Origin of the sequence: Kitasatospora sp. NPDC059747, from assembly GCF_042732955.1 — a bacterium.
GTDB lineage: Bacteria > Actinomycetota > Actinomycetes > Streptomycetales > Streptomycetaceae > Kitasatospora.
This window is the reverse complement of record NZ_JBHWGV010000074.1, coordinates 32,673-46,214: the sequence shown is the minus strand read 5'-3', so window position 1 is coordinate 46,214 and position 13,542 is coordinate 32,673. Positions and strand designations below refer to the sequence as shown.

General features: G+C 75.6%; 12 protein-coding genes and 2 pseudogenes. 6 read left to right on the top strand and 8 right to left on the bottom strand.

The features are described from left to right. The first annotated feature begins 256 nt into the window (after positions 1 to 256). Together ACFV4G_RS28260 and ACFV4G_RS28255 are read left to right on the top strand one after the other, a co-directional pair. On the top strand, positions 257 to 1,183 hold the full coding sequence (locus tag ACFV4G_RS28260) for an AEC family transporter (protein ID WP_380444930.1): 927 nt from the start codon (positions 257 to 259) through the stop codon (positions 1,181 to 1,183). Positions 1,184 to 1,349: 166 nt separating this feature from the next. Next, complete coding sequence (locus ACFV4G_RS28255) at positions 1,350 to 1,733, top strand: hypothetical protein (protein WP_380444929.1); 384 nt, start codon at positions 1,350 to 1,352, stop codon at positions 1,731 to 1,733. Positions 1,734 to 1,815: 82 nt separating this feature from the next. Here ACFV4G_RS28255 and ACFV4G_RS28250 read toward each other — a convergent pair whose 3' ends face one another. Beyond that, on the bottom strand, positions 1,816 to 2,250 hold the full coding sequence (locus ACFV4G_RS28250; RefSeq protein ID WP_380444932.1) for a MarR family winged helix-turn-helix transcriptional regulator: 435 nt from the start codon (positions 2,248 to 2,250) through the stop codon (positions 1,816 to 1,818). A gap of 119 nt (positions 2,251 to 2,369) precedes the next feature. Between ACFV4G_RS28250 and ACFV4G_RS28245 the strand changes: the two genes are divergently transcribed. Then, a complete protein-coding gene (locus ACFV4G_RS28245) occupies positions 2,370 to 3,269 on the top strand; it encodes an alpha/beta fold hydrolase (RefSeq protein WP_380444928.1) in 900 nt (299 codons plus the stop codon). Between the two features lie 76 nt (positions 3,270 to 3,345). On the opposite strand, the gene ACFV4G_RS28240 is transcribed toward ACFV4G_RS28245, so the two are convergent. Further along, complete coding sequence (locus tag ACFV4G_RS28240) at positions 3,346 to 4,809, bottom strand: PE-PGRS family protein (protein ID WP_380444927.1); 1,464 nt, start codon at positions 4,807 to 4,809, stop codon at positions 3,346 to 3,348. Continuing rightward, entirely contained in the window at positions 4,806 to 5,417 is a 612-nt protein-coding gene (locus tag ACFV4G_RS28235) for a TetR/AcrR family transcriptional regulator (protein ID WP_380444926.1), read from the bottom strand. The genes ACFV4G_RS28240 and ACFV4G_RS28235 overlap by 4 nt, the downstream gene beginning before the upstream one ends. A 305-nt stretch (positions 5,418 to 5,722) precedes the next feature. On the opposite strand from ACFV4G_RS28235, the gene ACFV4G_RS28230 reads away from it, so the two are divergent. Then, positions 5,723 to 7,192 carry an MFS transporter gene (locus ACFV4G_RS28230; protein ID WP_380444925.1) on the top strand — a complete coding sequence of 490 codons (1,470 nt, stop codon included), beginning with the start codon at positions 5,723 to 5,725 and terminating at the stop codon, positions 7,190 to 7,192. Positions 7,193 to 7,285: 93 nt separating this feature from the next. Here ACFV4G_RS28230 and ACFV4G_RS28225 read toward each other — a convergent pair whose 3' ends face one another. Beyond that, positions 7,286 to 7,549, bottom strand: coding sequence for a dsRBD fold-containing protein (locus ACFV4G_RS28225; protein ID WP_380444924.1), 264 nt, complete (start codon positions 7,547 to 7,549; stop codon positions 7,286 to 7,288). Positions 7,550 to 7,941: 392 nt separating this feature from the next. Between ACFV4G_RS28225 and ACFV4G_RS28220 the strand changes: the two are divergent. Together ACFV4G_RS28220 and ACFV4G_RS28215 are read left to right on the top strand one after the other, a co-directional pair. Next, positions 7,942 to 8,781: pseudogene (locus ACFV4G_RS28220) on the top strand (DMT family transporter); the annotation flags it as partial. A gap of 308 nt (positions 8,782 to 9,089) precedes the next feature. Continuing rightward, entirely contained in the window at positions 9,090 to 9,848 is a 759-nt protein-coding gene (locus ACFV4G_RS28215; protein ID WP_380444923.1) for a DUF6629 family protein, read from the top strand. 46 nt (positions 9,849 to 9,894) lie between these two features. Here the strand turns inward: ACFV4G_RS28215 and ACFV4G_RS28210 are convergent. The 4 genes and pseudogenes from ACFV4G_RS28210 to ACFV4G_RS28195 all read right to left on the bottom strand — a co-directional run. Beyond that, positions 9,895 to 10,278, bottom strand: a pseudogene (locus ACFV4G_RS28210) (hypothetical protein); the annotation flags it as partial. Positions 10,279 to 10,377: 99 nt separating this feature from the next. Further along, the gene (locus ACFV4G_RS28205) at positions 10,378 to 11,712 is read right to left on the bottom strand and encodes an MFS transporter (RefSeq protein ID WP_380444922.1); all 1,335 of its coding nucleotides are present in this window, start codon (positions 11,710 to 11,712) and stop codon (positions 10,378 to 10,380) included. Continuing rightward, positions 11,709 to 12,359 carry an ArsR/SmtB family transcription factor gene (locus tag ACFV4G_RS28200; protein WP_380444921.1) on the bottom strand — a complete coding sequence of 217 codons (651 nt, stop codon included), beginning with the start codon at positions 12,357 to 12,359 and terminating at the stop codon, positions 11,709 to 11,711. The genes ACFV4G_RS28205 and ACFV4G_RS28200 overlap by 4 nt, the downstream gene beginning before the upstream one ends. Positions 12,360 to 12,488: 129 nt before the next feature. Then, positions 12,489 to 13,289, bottom strand: a complete 801-nt coding sequence (locus ACFV4G_RS28195) for a hypothetical protein (protein WP_380444920.1) — start codon at positions 13,287 to 13,289, stop codon at positions 12,489 to 12,491. Positions 13,290 to 13,542: the final 253 nt, after the last annotated feature.

Sequence of the window (13,542 nt, the reverse complement as noted above, 5' to 3'; positions counted from 1 at the left end):
GGGGCGCGGGGCGCGCCACACCCCGGGCGCGGCGGGACCCCCGCCGGGGGCGGCGCCCGCCCGCGGGGGGGCGCCCCCGCGACACCAGGGCCCCGCCCCCCCCACGACCGGGTCCATGATCGGCCGCTTGACGCGGCTGGTTTACTGCCCCGGGCGGGCGACCCCCGCCGGACCAGGCGACCCACGCCGAACCAGGCAGCCCGCGCCGCAGCAGGCGACCCCCGTCGGCCCCGGGCGACGAGCGATCCGAGGAACCATGCACGCCCTGCACCCCCTGCTCTCCGGATTCGCGCCCATCTGGGCCCTGACCGGGGTCGGCTACCTCGTCGGCCGGTCCGGACTGCTCGGCCCGCAGGCGGAGGCGGTGCTCAGCCGCTTCGTCTTCCACGTGGCGATGCCCGCCGCACTGTTCCTGATGATCGCCCGCACCCCGCTGGAGCGGTTCGCCAACGCCTCGATGCTCGCCTTCGCCGCCGGCACCGCCTTCGCGACCGGCCTCGGACTGCTCGCCGGACGGTTGCTGTTCCACCGCAAGCCCGGCGAGCTCGCGATCGGCGGCATGGCCGCCGGGTACGTCAACTCGGCCAACCTCGGCATACCCGTGGCGATGCAGGTCCTCGGCGACGCCTCGTTCGTCGCGGCGGTCGTCCTGTTCCAGATCCTGTTCGTCACCCCCGCCGTGCTCGCCGTCCTCGACGGCCGCGGCGCCGGGCTCCGCGCCCTGCTCACCCTCCCGCTGCGCAACCCCGTCCTGCTGGCGACCGCGCTCGGCGCCGTCGCCTCCGCGACCGGCCTGCACCTGCCCGCCGAGCTGAACCACTCCTGCGAACTCCTCGGCGGCGCCGGCGTCCCGACCGCCCTCATCGCCCTCGGCATCTCGCTGCACAACCGCCCGCCCGCGGACGCCGGTTCGCGTCGCGCCGAGGTCGGACTGACCGTCCTGGTCAAGACGCTCGTCCAGCCGCTGGCCGCGTACGCCGTCGCCGCCTTCGTGCTCCACCTGCCGCCGCACCAGTTGCTGACCGTCGTGCTCTTCTCCGCGCTGCCGACCGCGCAGAACGTCTACGTCTACGCCCGCGAGTACGGGCAGGGCACGGCACTCGCCCGGGACGCGGTGCTGTGGTCGACGCTGGTGTCGATGGCGACGCTGTCGGTGATCAGCTGGTCGCTCGGGTCCGCGTGACTCCTGGCCTCGTGCGACGCCTCGGCACCACTGGCCCCACCCGTTCCACTACCCGACCCGCACAAGTGACCACTGCCCGTACACGACACGACAGTTGGCCCGCCTGATGCGTACAGAACGGTGGTTCCGCCGCCCCTCGCCGGCCGCCGGTGGAATGCTGGCGGCCATGAGCCAACCGGACTCCACCTCCGCCGGACCCGCAGCCCTCGCCGGCCCCCCGGACCTCGTCGAACACCGCCACTGCCCGGCCGTCGTCACGCTCCCGCAGTCCGACGTGGACCACTTCAACCACGTCCCGCGCGCCGCCTTCGTGATGGAGCCGCGACTGCGCTGCGAGCTCACCGCCAGCCACGGCGGCTCCCACTCCGCGCTCGTCCAGGGCGTCGGCTACGACCTGCACTGGGCGTCCTGGCCGGAGTACGCCGTCGAGGTCGCCGCCCGCTGCCCCGAGGAGGCGCCCTTCGAGGGCCCCGAACCACCGCGCGAGGCCGACATCTGCCTGCTGCGCGAGGGCCACCCGGGGCCGCACTACGGCGACACCTGGTTCTGAAACCGGCTCCGACTCTGGTGCCGGCTCTGGTTCCGAACCAGGTTCCGGCCGGGTTCCGGCCCTCCCGCCGGCGGCCCCGGGCTCACGCCCCGCGGGCCGCCGCCACCACCTCCGTCATCGCCAGCAGGAAGCGCCGGGCCGTCGCCAGCTCCGCCGCGTCGAACCGGCCCATGGCGCCCACCAGGTCGCCGATCAGCCCGCCGAAGAAGCCCTGTCCGAGCTCCATCGCACGCTCTTCGACCACCAGCCGCACCTTGCGCCGGTCCCCCGGGTCCCGTTCGCGCCGGATCAGGCCGAGCCGCTCCAGCCGGTCCACCAGCCCGGTGGTGCCCGCCGAGTTGAGGCGCAGCGCCTCGCCGAGCCGGCCCGGGGTGACCACCTCCCCGGCCCTGGCCGCGTCCAGCAGGTGGATCAGCGCCCGCAGATCGGTCGGGTGCAGCCCGTTGCGCGCCGCGAACTCGGCCCCGAACAGGTCGAGTTCGACGGTCAGTCCGCGCAACAGGTGGACCAGCCGCATCGGCTCCTCGACATCGGACAACCCCGGCCTCCTTCCTCGGCACCCCCAGGTGCCGTATTCTCTCGCTGAGCGAGATACTTGTGCAGCGAGTGATTCCATCATCCCAGCGGAGGCCCGCCATGTCTGCGACCGCACCTGCCTCACCGTCCGCGTCGGCCGCGCGCACGGCGCCGTTCTTCGCCGCGTACGACGCGCTCCTCGCCCGCTGGCCCCTCCCGGTCGAGCCGGTCGACGTCCGCACCGCCCACGGCACCACCCGGGTCAACGCCTGCGGCCGGCGCGACGGCCACCCCCTCGTCCTGCTCCACGGCGGCGGCGCCACGTCCGCCATCTGGTTCGCCATCGCCCCCGCCCTGGCCGCCGCCGGGCACCGCGTCCTCGCCGTCGACCTCATCGGCGACCCGGGCCGCAGCGTCCACGACGGCGCCGCGCTCGGCGGCGTCCCCGGGCTCATGGCGTGGCTGGACGCCGTCCTCGACGGGCTCGGCGTCCAGGAGGCCGACCTCTGCGGCCACTCCTACGGCGCCTGGACCGCCGTCGAGTACGCGCTCCACGCGCCGGGACGGGTCGGACGCATCGCCCTGCTCGACCCCAACAACGTCTTCGCCGGCTTCCGCCCCGGCTACCTGCTGCGCGCCCTGCCGCTCTTCCTCCCCCGCCGCACCGCCGACCGCGCCCGCTCCTACCTCGCCTGGGAGAGCGGCGACACGCCCCGGCTCGACGCCGACTGCCGCGAGGTGTACGCGCTCGGGTACGCCGACTTCCCCGCCTCCCGCATCGTCACCGGCCCCCGCCCGACCGCCGACCGGCTGCGCACGCTCACCGCGCCGACGCTCGCCCTGTTCGCCGAACGCAGCCGCGCCCACGACGCCCACCGCGTCGCGGACGCCACCCGCCGCGCCCTGCCCGACGCCACCGTCACCGTCCTCCCGGGCCTGGCCCACCACAACCTGCCGGCAGCCGGGGCGGAGCAAGTCAACCGGCGGCTGACGGACTTCCTTTCGCAGACCAAGGGCTGATACTCGATCACGCGGGCGAGTAGCGCACGAACTCGTGGACCACGCCGGACGCCGGCCCCGGCTGCCGCCGGGAGCCTCAGGCGGCGCGGGTCAGCCGGTCCACCATCTCGGCCATCGCGTCGGCGGGCAGGCTCGGATTGCGGGCAGCGGCCGTGGCCGTGCGCGGGTCGTGCAGCGAGCTCGCCAACTGCTCGGCGGGGACTCGGGGGTGAGCTGCGACGGCGGCGCGGACGTCCACGTCGGGGTCGTCCAGGAAGCGCCGGACGGCTTCCTCCGTCAGGCGCGGGTCCGTCGCCGCCCTGCGGCGGACTTCGGGGCTCGGGTCGCGGGTGAAGCGCTCGACGAGGGCGGGGAGCGATTCCTCGTCGTCGAGGGCCAGGCGGCGCATGTGGGGGTCGGGGTCGTCGGCGAAGCGCAGGAGGCCCGTGCGGGGGAAGTTCGGGTGGCCGTGGGGGCGGTCGGGGTGGGAGAGGCTGCCGGTCCACCAGCGCCAGACGTCCAGGAGGAGTTCGGCGGGGGCGTCGTCGCAGGACTCGGCGAGGAAGAGGTGGACGACGCGGTCCTCGTCCGCGGCGAGCCGGGTCACGACGTCGGGCGGGAGCCGGCGGGCGCGGGCGACGCTACGGCGGATCGTGGGGTGGGCGGAGGCGGCCAGTTCGCGCATCGCGTCCGGGTCGGCCTGCCGGGCCAGCACCCAGGGGAGCGCATGATGGTATTCGTGCTCCTCAAGGTCGACGCGGACGGCGGCGCGACGCTCCTCGGTCAGATCGGGCCGGACGGACACCGTGAAGCGCACGTCCTCGTCCGCGTCCTCGGCCAGCAGGTCGACGACGTCCGCGGGCAGGTGCGGGTTGCGGGCGAGTGCCTCCCGCTCGCGGGCCGGAAAGGTCCGGGCCGACTCCCGTGCCAGGTCCGGTTCGAGGCGGCAGGTCGCGAGTACGACGTCGCGGCTCCCGAAGAGCGCGAGCACGTCGCGGGGCATCGGGTGATCGGCGTGGTGCAGAAGCAGCGCGACCTCACGGACCCGGCCGGCCGGGTCGGCGAGCAGTGAGTGCCGGGCCTCCTCGCCCAGGTGCGGCCAGGCCGCCGGGCAGGCCTCGGCGCGGACGGCCGGGTCCGCGTCGCCGGCGAGCCGGACGGCGAGCGCGACGGGCAGTCCGGGAAGGCGGGCCGCCTCGGCGCGGACCCGGGCGGAGGGGTCGGTCGCGAGCTGCCGCAGTACGTCGACGGGCAGTTCGGCGGCCCGGTCGGCCGCCATGACGGTGAGGGTCCAGCGGCGCCGGGCATCCGGCTCGTCCAGGATCAGCCGCACCCACTGGTCGGCGGTGATGCCCGGCTGGGACTCGGCCGCGCGGGCCCGGACCTTCCACTCGGGGTGGGCGAGCGCGGCCGCCACGGCCACGGGCGGGCGGGGGCTCCACAGGAGGGCGGGATACGCGCCGAGGAGGGCGGGCCACAAGGCGTCGGGCAGGGCCGGATTGGCGGCGAGGCCGTGCGCCCACGCGTCGCGCAGGTCGGGGGCGAGGGGCTCGTGGGTCACCGGGCACCCTTCGAATCCGCGGTCAGGCCGGTGATCAGGGCGGTGAGGGCGGCCTGGAGGTCGGCACAGCGAGTGCCCGGGCCCCGGTCGGGGACCTCGGCGTGGACGCGGGTGAGGGCGGGGAGCGCCTGCGGATCCGCGGCGGCGAAGGCGGCGGCGCGCTGATTGGGCCGGCGGGGCGGGCTGACGGGGTGTTCGGAGAGGAGTTCGCCGAGCACCAGCTGCCAGCAGGAGCGGAACGCGGAGGCCGCGCGGGCCGGCGGGAGCCCGGCGGCCAGCAGGTCGGCGAGGCAGGCGTCGTTGAACGGCAGGGCGTTCTCGGCGACGAGTTCACCGCGGATGAGGACGTGCAGCACCCAGGCGTGGCCGGCCATGTAGTCGTGCGCGCCGAGCAGGCGGCGGAGCAGGCGGGCGGTCGGTTCCGCGCCGGGGACGTCCACCGGGAGGCCGGCGGCGATCTCCTCCAGTACGGCGAGCAGCAAGGTGTCGCGGTCGGCCACGTGCCGGTACAACGAGGCGGCGGCGGTGCCGAGTTCGGCCGCGACCGCGCGCATGGTGAGGGCGTCGATGCCGTCCCGCTCGATCACGCGGCGCCCGGCGGCGACCACGGCGACGGTGGTGAGGCCCGGCCGGGGCCGCCGTGGGCCGTACCGGCCTCGCTCGGCGGCCGGTGCTCCGTCCGGTGACGCCCCCCGCTCAGGCGCCTCCCGGTCCGACCTCACCCGCTCAGGCGCCTCCCGGTCCGACCTCACCCGCTCGGGCATGTCCCGCTCAGGCACTTCCTGCTCTGGCCTCTCCCGTCCTGGCATCCCGTCATCCTGCCACGCCGGACCGGGCTTCCCACCTGCGCGCTTGCCGACCCATGCAAGTAAGGCTTACCTTACGCGAACAACGTTCGCATTCGGAGGTCGCCGTGCCCGAATCAGTCCTCTCCACACCGTTGACCACGACCACCGCCGCGCCGCCCGGGCCCGGCGGCCCGCGCAAGTCCCTCGTCCTCGCCACCGCGTGCCTGTGCCAGCTGATGGTCACGCTCGACGCCAGCATCGTGAACATCGCACTGCCCGCCATGGGCGGCTCCCTCGGCTTCGCCGACAGCGCGCTGCCGTGGGTGGTCAACGCCTACGCGCTCGCGTTCGGCGGGCTGCTCCTGCTCGGCGGCCGGGTCGCCGACCTGGCCGGGCACCGCCGGGCGCTGCTCGCGGGACTGGTCCTGTTCGGCGTGGCATCCGTGCTCGGCGGCTTCGCGCAGACGCCCGCGCAGTTGATCGCCGCGCGTGCCGGACAGGGCGTCGCGAGCGCCGTCCTCGCCCCGATCGGCCTGACCCTGATCATGGTCACCTTCACCGAGGGCGCCGCCCGGGCCCGGGCGCTCGGCGTCTGGTCGATGGTAACGGCGGGCGGCAGCGCGCTCGGCGTGCTGCTCGGCGGCGTGCTGACCGATCTGCTCGACTGGCGCTGGGTGTTCTTCGTGAACGCCCCGCTCGTCCTGGTGGCCGCCGCCCTCGCGTCGCGCTCCGTCGCCACCGCCCGGCCGCCGCGCGCGGGACGACTCGACGTGGTCGGCGCCGCCCTCGGCACCGGTGCGATGAGCGTGCTCGTGTACGGGCTGATGTCGACCGACCGACACCCGTGGGGCTCGCCCCGGACCATCGCCACCCTCGGGACCGCCGTGCTGCTCGGCCTCGCGTTCCTCGGCTGGGAGGCCCGGTTCGCGTCCGCGCCGATCGTGCGGCTCGGCGTGCTGCGGGTGCGGACGGCGTGGGTCGCGAGCCTGATCGTCACCCTGATCGGCGCGGCGATGCTGGACGGCTTCTACTTCTGCTCGCTGCACCTGCAGAACGTGCTGCACTACGGGCCACTCGCCGCGGGCGCCGCCTTCCTGCCGTTCTGCGCCGGGACGATGGCGGGGAGCATGACGGCCGGCCGCCTGGGCGCCCGCTTCGGCGGGCGGGCGACGCTCACCGGCGGGCTGGTGCTGGCCGGGCTCGGGATGCTGTGGTTCAGCGGGCTCAGGGTCTCGTCCGGCTATCTGACGGCGTTCGTCGGGCCGTCCGTGGTCGCCGGCGCCGGCGTCGGGATCTGCATGGTGGCCAACACGGCGATGGGCACGTCCGGCGTCGACCCGCGCGAGGCCGGGCTGGTCAGCGGGCTGCTGAACGCCGGGCGCCAGTGCGGCGGAAGCATCGGCCTCGCCGTGCTCTCCACCCTCGCCGTCGCGGCGACGCGGCACGCCGCGGCGGCCGGTGACTCCGCTCCGGCAGCGCTCGCGGCGGGCTACGACCGGGCGTTCGTCGTCACCGCCGTACTGCTGGCCGTGGCGGCGCTGATCGCGGTCGTGTTCGTCCCGGCGCCGCCGCGGCGGAAGGCGGCGGGCGTGTGACTCCCCGGGCCGCCGCGGCCCCCGCCCGGGCGCTGCGGCGGCCCAACCCGGCTGCGCCGGGGGCGAGTTCAGCCACCGATGCAGTGGATCGGCTTAGTAGATCAGGTAACCGGGGCGGTGCCCCTCGTCCTCGATCTCCCCGGTGGCCTGGACCCGCAGCTTGCGGGACAGCTCCTCCAGGGCGCGCGAGGCCGCGACCTCCTCGCCGATCCTGGCGAGCGGACGGTCGTCCGCGCTCTTCACCGACTCGCCGTGCGCGCTGAGGCCCGGGGCCCTCGCGCCGGTCAGCCTCGCCTCGCACGTCGTGTGCACGCCGTCTTCGTCGAAGCTCAGCTCCACGTCCCACTGGTTGTGCATGCCACACCTCCTGGCACCGGCCCCCGTCGCGCCTGTCCCGGCCGGCACGGACGGTGCACCGCGGGCGGCCGCTCACACCAGCGTGCGCCCGCCGCGCCCACCCCGGCAAGCGCGGGGGCCGGCTCCGGGTCCGACCGGCTCCGGCGCCCCCGCGCTGGGCGGGCCTGCGCTGGGCGGCCCTGCGCTGGACGGTCCCGCGTTGGACGGTTGCGCCTGGACCGTCCCGCCGTCGAACGGCCCCGTCGGCGCCCCGGCGGTAGGCTGACGGAAGGCGCCGCGACCGCTGCCCGACCCCAGGACCGCCGACGCGGCGCAGGCAGCGATCCGCCGAACGGCGACCGGCAACCGGCGATCGGCGACGTCGGGGCAGCGACACACCGGGTGGTCCCTCCGTGGCGGTCTTCCTCCTCGCTCTGAGCGCCGCCTGCTGCCTGGGCCTCGGGTTCGTCCTCCAGCAGCACGCCGCGCAGCGGGCCCCACGTGCCGACATGCTGCACTGGCGACTGCTGCTGGACCTGATGCGGATGCCCGAATGGCTGCTCGGCACCGGGTTCATGGTCAGCGGACTGATCCTCTCCGCGCTCGCGCTCAACAAGGGCGAGGTGTCGCTCGTCGAACCGCTGCTCGCGACCAACCTCCTGTTCGCCATGGCCCTCTCCCGCATGCTGACCCGTCAGACCCTCGGCCGCTCGGGCTGGGCCGGAGTCCTGTTGCTGGGGCTCGGGGTGACGGCGTTCATCGTGGCCGGGCAGCCCTCCGGGGGCGGAGCGCCCGCCGGGGAAATGCGGCACTGGCTGGTGGTCGGCACCGTCGTCGGGCTCGTCCTGCTGCTGGTGTCGGCGGCCCGGAAACTGCCGCTCTTCGAGGAGGCGACGCTGCTGGCCCTCGCCGCCGGCCTCCTGTACGGACTGCAGGACGCACTGACCCGCACCACCACCCAACGGCTCGACCACGACGGGCTCTCCGCCGTGCTGCGCACCTGGCAGCCGTACGCCGTGATCGTGGCGGGCGTCATCGGGCTGCTGCTCGTGCAGAGCGCCTTCGAGGCCGCGCCGCTGCGGATGTCCCTGCCCGCGCTCACCGCCGCCCAGCCGATCGCCGGAATCGCCTGCGCGGTCGGCTTCCTCGGCGACCGGCTACGGGTGACCCCGAGCGCACTCGCCTGGGAGTCCCTGGGACTGGTCGCGATCGTGGTCGGCGTGATCGTGATCGGCCGCCACCCGGCGATGCCCGGCACCGTCCGCGACACCCTGGAGAGCATCGGCGCGCCCCCGGACGACCGCCTCGACGACGGCACGCCGGAGAGCGGTGCCCCCGACGGCGGGACGGACGGCGGCGCGAGCATCCGGACGGACGGCGGCGCGAGCAGCACCCCCGACAGCCGGACGGTCGGCCCGACCGGCCGCAACGTGAACGGCCCAGCGGACAACCGGACGGACGACGGCCCGGCGGACGGCCCTGTTGACGGCCCACCCGACAGCCCACTCGACGGCCCGCCCGACGGCCCACCCAACAGCCCGGCGAAAGGTTAGGCAGCCGGATGTGCTGGAGCGCGCAGGCGGACGCGGTGGCCGGTGGGGTCGTCGTGGGCCTCGGAGTCGCGTGCCTGGTCCGCGCCCGCCGTTCCGGCCGCCCGCAGCGACTGCCGCTCGCCGCGCTCCCGCTCGTGCTGGGCGCGCACCAGCTGATCGAGGCGGTCGTCTGGCTCGGCACGGACGGCGATCTGCCCGCCGCCCTCGCCGGCTGGGCGCGCACCGCCTGGGCGGCGATCGCCCTGCCGCTCCTGCCCGTGTACGTCCCGGCCGCCGTGTGGTGCGCGAGCACCGAACCGGGCCACCCGGCCGGACCGGACCGCCGTCGCGTGCTGTCGGGCCTCACCCTGCTCGGCACGGTCGTCACCGTCCCGCTCGCCATCGCCGTCGCCGCCCACCCGGTCGTGGCCACCGAGCACGGCCACACCCTGACGTACGGCATCGGCGTGCCGCACCCGGCCGTCCTCCTGGCCGGCTACCTCCTCACCACCGTCGGTTCCCTCCTCATCAGCGGCGACCGCGACCTGCGCCGCCTCGGATTCCTGACCGGCCTGGCCGCCGGCCTCTGCGCCCTGCTCTGGCGGATCGCCTTCCTCTCCACGTGGTGCGCCCTCGCGGCGCTGGTCAGCGTGCTACTCGTGCACTGGGCGGGCCGCCCTCCGTACGCGCCGACGCCGGGCGGTAGCGGGCGTCCTTCCGGGGCCAGTCGTGCGCGAGGAACGGCGTCCGGTCCACCCGGTCGAAGCACCGCACCAGGAACTCGGTGAACGTCCCCGCGGTCTCGAACCACTCGCCGCACTCGCTCCACACGATGATCCGCCAGTCGTCCGGATCCGGTTCCTCGGCGAGGAACCAATACGTGTTGGCCTGTTCGTCGGCCCCCCACAGGACGAGCCCGCCCGCCTCGGGATGGAACGGCCACGGAAAGCGCTCGTAGTCCTCCGGCCCTCGCGGCCACCCGTGCTTCCAGAGCCGCTCGGCCTCCTCTGCGCTCCCCTCCATCGGCCGCTCCAACTGCAGGTACTCGTCGACCGTGCCCGAGCCGTAGAGGTCCAGGAAGGCCTTGTAGTCCGTCGGCAGCCGGAGCCCGAGCCCGAGCCAGGCTTCCGAGGCCGCCCAGAGCTCACGCTGCGCCGGCCCCCACGTCGCAGGCTCGCCCAGCAGTTGCCTCAGTTGGCCAAGCGCTCTGCCAGCCATGGCCGCACCCTCTTCCGATTCGTACGAGCCGCACACTGCGCCGCCGCACTGACAGCCCCCAGTCCCTCACCGACGCCTCCCCCTGCCGCACGGCTCCGCCTACCCCCGCGCGGGCTCCGGTGCCCGGTCGGGTTCGTCCGCCACCGCCGGGGCGCGGCCGCGCAGGCGGTCCATCTCGCGCCACTCCCGGCGGAGGCCGGCCGCGCCCGTGGTCACGAAGTACAGGACCCCGGACGCGACCAGCACGGGTATCAGCCCGACCAGCGCCACCGCCGCGCCGGCGAGGAGGCCGCCGAGGGGGATCCCGGCCCAGGCGAGGGAGTCGCCGAGGGCATGGACGCGGCCCAGGAGCGGGCGGGGCACCCGCTCGAAGAGCACCGCGCCGAGGATCGGGTTCAGGAAGCCCGAGCCGAAACCCGCCACCGCGAACACCGCCACCACCGTCCACAGCGGGGCGCCGGACGCGAGCACGAGGAAGCGCGGTGCCCCGGCGAGCAGGAAGCCGGCGAAGAAGACGGCGCGGCGCGGCAGCCGGTGGGCGACGCCCGCCGCGATCAGGCTGCCGGCCACCGCCGCGATCCCCATGGCACTGCCGGTGAGGCCGATCGCCGCCGGGCCGTTCCCGGAGTCCTGCGCCCAGACCGGGACCAGCACGGTCGCGAAGCCGGCGTCCAGCAGGTTGGTGATGCCGATCGTCACGATCACGGTGAGCAGCAGCGGTTCGGCGCGCAGGAAGGCGAAGCCCTCGCGGAACATCCGCCAGTACCCGCCGCCGCCCGGTCCGGCCGTGCCCGGTTCGACCGCACCGGCCCCGGCGGCCGGGGCCGCCGTCCGCCCCATCCCGCGCGGCAGCGCGAGGGCGACGATCAGCGAACCCAGTGCGAACGCCGCCGCGTTGACCACCACGCCTGCCATCGGGCCCGCCATCGCGACGAGCCCTCCGCCGACCGCCGGGCCGAGCGTGGAGGCGAGCCGCTCGGTGACGCCGGAGAGCCCGGTGGCGCGCTCCAGCGGCACCCGCGCGCGGTCCGCCGCCTCCGGCACCATGACGGACTTGGCGAGGTCCCCGGGGCCGCGCATCGCGCCGATCACCGCGACCATGCCGAGCAGCAGCCCGAACGGCAGCAGCCCCAGCGCGTGCAGCAGCGGCACCAGTCCGGCCGCGACGGCACTCACGGCGTCCGTCGTCCAGGAGACGACGCGCGGGCCGAGGCGGTCGACCAGGGGCCCGGTCAACGCCTTGACCAGCACGTACGGCGTCATCTCGGCGAAGGCGACCAGACCCGTCATGGTGGCGCTGCCGGTCGTCGCGAGGACGAACCAGGGCAGCGCGACGGCCGAGACCCGGGTGCCCGTCAGCGAGACGGCCGAGGAGGCCAGCACCCCGACCAGCGGCCGGAGGCTCCGCGCGGGGCCGACGGCAGCGATGGTCATCCTTGCTCCCCCTCCTGGTCGGCGTCCTGGTCGTCCTCCTGATCGGCGTCCGCCGTGGCCTTCGGCTCGGGCAGCACGTGGACGACGACGGCCACCGGCTCGGCGCCCCCGGGCACCGGGCCCTCGGCATCCAGCCGCCGGTAGCGCGCGACCACGGCGGCCAGGTCGTCGGCCAGTTGCCCGGCCTCCTCCGGCGTGAGGCGGAGGACCAGGTCGCTCAGGTCGACCGCCTTGCGCCACTCGCGCGGCATCGTCTCGAAGGCGTTGAGCGCGCGCTGCCCGGTCAACGTGTGCGCGGCGAGGACGGACCGCAGGTACCCGACGACCGTCTCCGGCTCCTCGTCGGCCTGGTCCTCCCCCGTCCAGACCGTGAGCGTGTGCACCGACCGCCACCACCGCTCGCGCGCGTTGCCGCGCCCGGGATCCTCCTCGACGAAGCCCGCGGCGGCGAGCTGGCGGAGGTGATAGCTCGTGGCCCCCGAGTTCAGCCCCAGCTGCTCGGCGAGCCTCGTCGCCGTGGACGGGCCCTGCTTGCGCAGCAGCCCGACCAGTTGCATGCGCACGGGGTGGGCCATCGCGCGCATGCCCTTGGCGGTGAGTACGGCGTGCGGGTCGTCACTGTGCATCCAGCCACGGTCATCGGTCATGGCATGAGCGTAGGACCGCAAAGAATTCTTTGCAAAGGGTTTTTTGCGAAGATCTCTTTGCGGTCCACGCGAGGCGCCGCGGGCCGGACCGGACTCCACCCCGCGCGTCACCGAACTCCACCGGACGCGTCACTCGTGGGCGACCGCCAGGATCAGGACCACCGTCAGCCCGCCCCCGGGCGTCGCCTCCACCGCGACCCGCCCGCCGGACGACAGCACCAGGCCGTGCAGCGCGGGCCCGACCGGCCCGTCCGGCCGCACGCCCGCGAGCAGCCACTCCCGCGCCTCCGGGAGCTCGCACGCGCCGCGGTCCGCGACCCGGATCTCCACCCGCCCGCGCGTCCGCCCGAACCCGCCGGGGCCGCCCCCAGTGCCCGGCCCGAGGCCCGAGCCCAACGCCCCCAGCCCCGGCAGCGCCGGCGCGGCCACCGCCTCCGCCCGCACCAGCACCCGTTCGCCGACCGGGCTGCGCCGGACCGCGTGGTCGACCAGCCCGCCGAGCGCCGCCTCCAGCCGCCGGGCGTCCCCGGCCACCACCGGCAGCCCGGGCGCGACACGGACCGTCACCGCCGCCGACCGCCCGCCGCCGCGGACCACCCGGCGCACCACCTCGGCGACCTGGACGTGCCGCGCCTGCGGCTCGCACCCGGTCTTCCGGTCCGTCCAGCCGAGGCGCACCAGCTCCGGCCGCGAGAGCGTCCGCGGCCCGGCCATCACCCCCGGGTGGAACGTTCCGGCGGCACCGTCCCGGCCGCCCGTGCCCACGCTCCGGGCGCCGCCCGACCGCCCGAATCCGCCCGGCCGCCCGAACGCGCCGAACGCGCCGGACCACCCGAACCCGCCCGGCCGCCCGTGGCCGTCGGAACCGCCGAAGGCACCGAGCACCCGCGCCCCCGACGCGACGTAGCCCCAGAGCTTCCCGCGTGTCATCGCCCTGCCCCTCGCACATCACCGGCGGCCGTCGTCAGCACCGCGACCGGCCGGAGCGGGCCGCTTCCCCGGCCCTCCCGCCCAGCCTGCGCCCCCTCCGCCCGGGTGACAATCGGGCCAGGGGGCGCGAAACGGACGCATTCCCCCGCCGAGCGGCCGGTCGCGCACCCCCCGACCGGCGGGGAACGGGCAAACCGGCCGAGAACGGGGCAGGTGCCGACAGGAGAGCCAGCCGAGAACGGGGCAGGTGCCG